Origin of the sequence: Rathayibacter rubneri, assembly GCF_023743255.1 — a bacterium.
GTDB classification, from domain to species: Bacteria; Actinomycetota; Actinomycetes; order Actinomycetales; family Microbacteriaceae; genus Rathayibacter; species Rathayibacter rubneri.
The window spans coordinates 1-1,633 of record NZ_JAMRYM010000191.1 but is presented as its reverse complement, the minus strand read 5'-3'; the positions used below and the strand labels follow the sequence as shown (position 1 = coordinate 1,633).

Below are 1,633 nucleotides of genomic sequence, written 5' to 3'. Positions count from 1 at the left end.
CACGCCCCTCCTCACAGGGGGGACCGTGCCCTACGAGGAGCTCGCCGCGCGCTTCCGTCCGCTCTTCGCCGAGATCGCGGCGGGCGCCTCCGCCCGCGAGCGCGACCACGTGCTGCCGGCCGAGCAGATCCGCGCACTGGCCGCGGCCGGCTTCGGCGCCGTGCGGGTGCCGATCGAGAACGGCGGAGCGGGAGCGACCCTCCCCCAGCTCTTCCGGCTGCTGACCGAGCTCGCCTCGGCCGACTCGAACATCCCGCAGGCGCTGCGCGGGCACTTCGCGCTCGTCGAGGACCGCCTCGTCGCCACCGACGGCACGCGCGAGCGCTGGCTCCAGCGCTTCGTCGACGGTGAGATCGGCGGCAACGCCTGGACCGAGGTCGGCACCGTCGCCATCGGCGACGTGAACACCAAGGTCAGCCCGATCGAGGGCGATCCCGAGCGCTTCCTCGTGAACGGCACCAAGTACTACTCGACCGGCAGCATCTTCGCCGACTGGATCGACGTCTTCGCCCAGCGCTCCGACACGGGGGCGACGGTGATCGCGATCGTCGACGCCCGTCAGAGCGGAGTGACTCACGCCGACGACTGGGACGGCTTCGGCCAGCGCACCACGGGCTCCGGCACCAGCACCTTCGTCGACGCGGTGGTCGCGGCCGAGGACGTCGTCGACTTCGGCACCCGGTTCCGCTACCAGACCGCGTTCTACCAGGCCGTGCTGCTGTCGGTGCTGGCCGGATCCATCGCCGCGGCCGAGCGCGAGCTCGCCGAGGCGGTGCGCGGCCGCACCCGCATCTACTCGCACGGCAACGCCGACTCGTACGCGGCTGATCCGCAGATCCTGCAGGTCGTGGGGCAGGTCTCGGCCGCCGCCTACGCCGGCTCGGCGATCGTCGAGAAGGCCGCGCAGGCCCTGCAGCTCGCCTACGAGGCCGCCTCTGGCGACGACCTCGTCGAGGAGGAGCGACTGAACGACCTCGCCGAACTCGAGTCGGCGCAGGCGCAGATCGTGCTGACCCAGCTCGCCACCCGCGCGACCTCCGACGTGTTCGACGCGCTCGGCGCCTCCGGCGTGAGCACGACCAAGAACCTCGACCGGCACTGGCGCAACGCCCGCACCGCCGCGAGCCACAACCCGTGGGTCTTCAAGGCCCGGATCGTCGGTGACCACTCGGTGACCGGTGCGCTCCCTCCGCGGGTCTGGTCGATCGGAGCGGGGCCCGGGCGCCGCGGCTAGCGCGCGGCTCGGCGAGAGGTCAACCCGCTGGAGGCGCTCGCAGCGCCCCTTCTAGGGTGCGAGCACCGGAGACGAGGCGCCACGGGGGGACCGCGCACGTCTCTCTCCGTCTTCGCTCCCGACGACGGAAGGGCCGCTCCGCCATGCCTCGAACCACGCCGCACAGCACGTCGCACCGCACGCCGCACCGCACGCCGGAGGGCTCCGGGAGCCGGGTGGCCGCACCTCCGGCGTCGAGGACCGGACGCCTGCTCGGCGTCGGACTCCTCGCCCTCCTCCTCGTCGCCGGGCCCCTCGCGGCCCCGACACCGTGCTGCCCGAGGCGGGGGACGTGATCCTGACGACCGGCACCGTGGCGTCGGCGGCGGCCGCGGGCGGGGCCGCCGCCGACGCCACGGT

1 protein-coding gene is annotated in these 1,633 nt (G+C 73.7%); it reads left to right on the top strand.

All coding sequences use genetic code 11. The features are described from left to right. Nucleotides 1-25 precede the first annotated feature (25 nt). Entirely contained in the window at nt 26-1,234 is a 1,209-nt protein-coding gene (locus NB037_RS19210; RefSeq protein WP_251948647.1) for an acyl-CoA dehydrogenase family protein, read from the top strand. Nucleotides 1,235-1,633 lie beyond the last annotated feature (399 nt).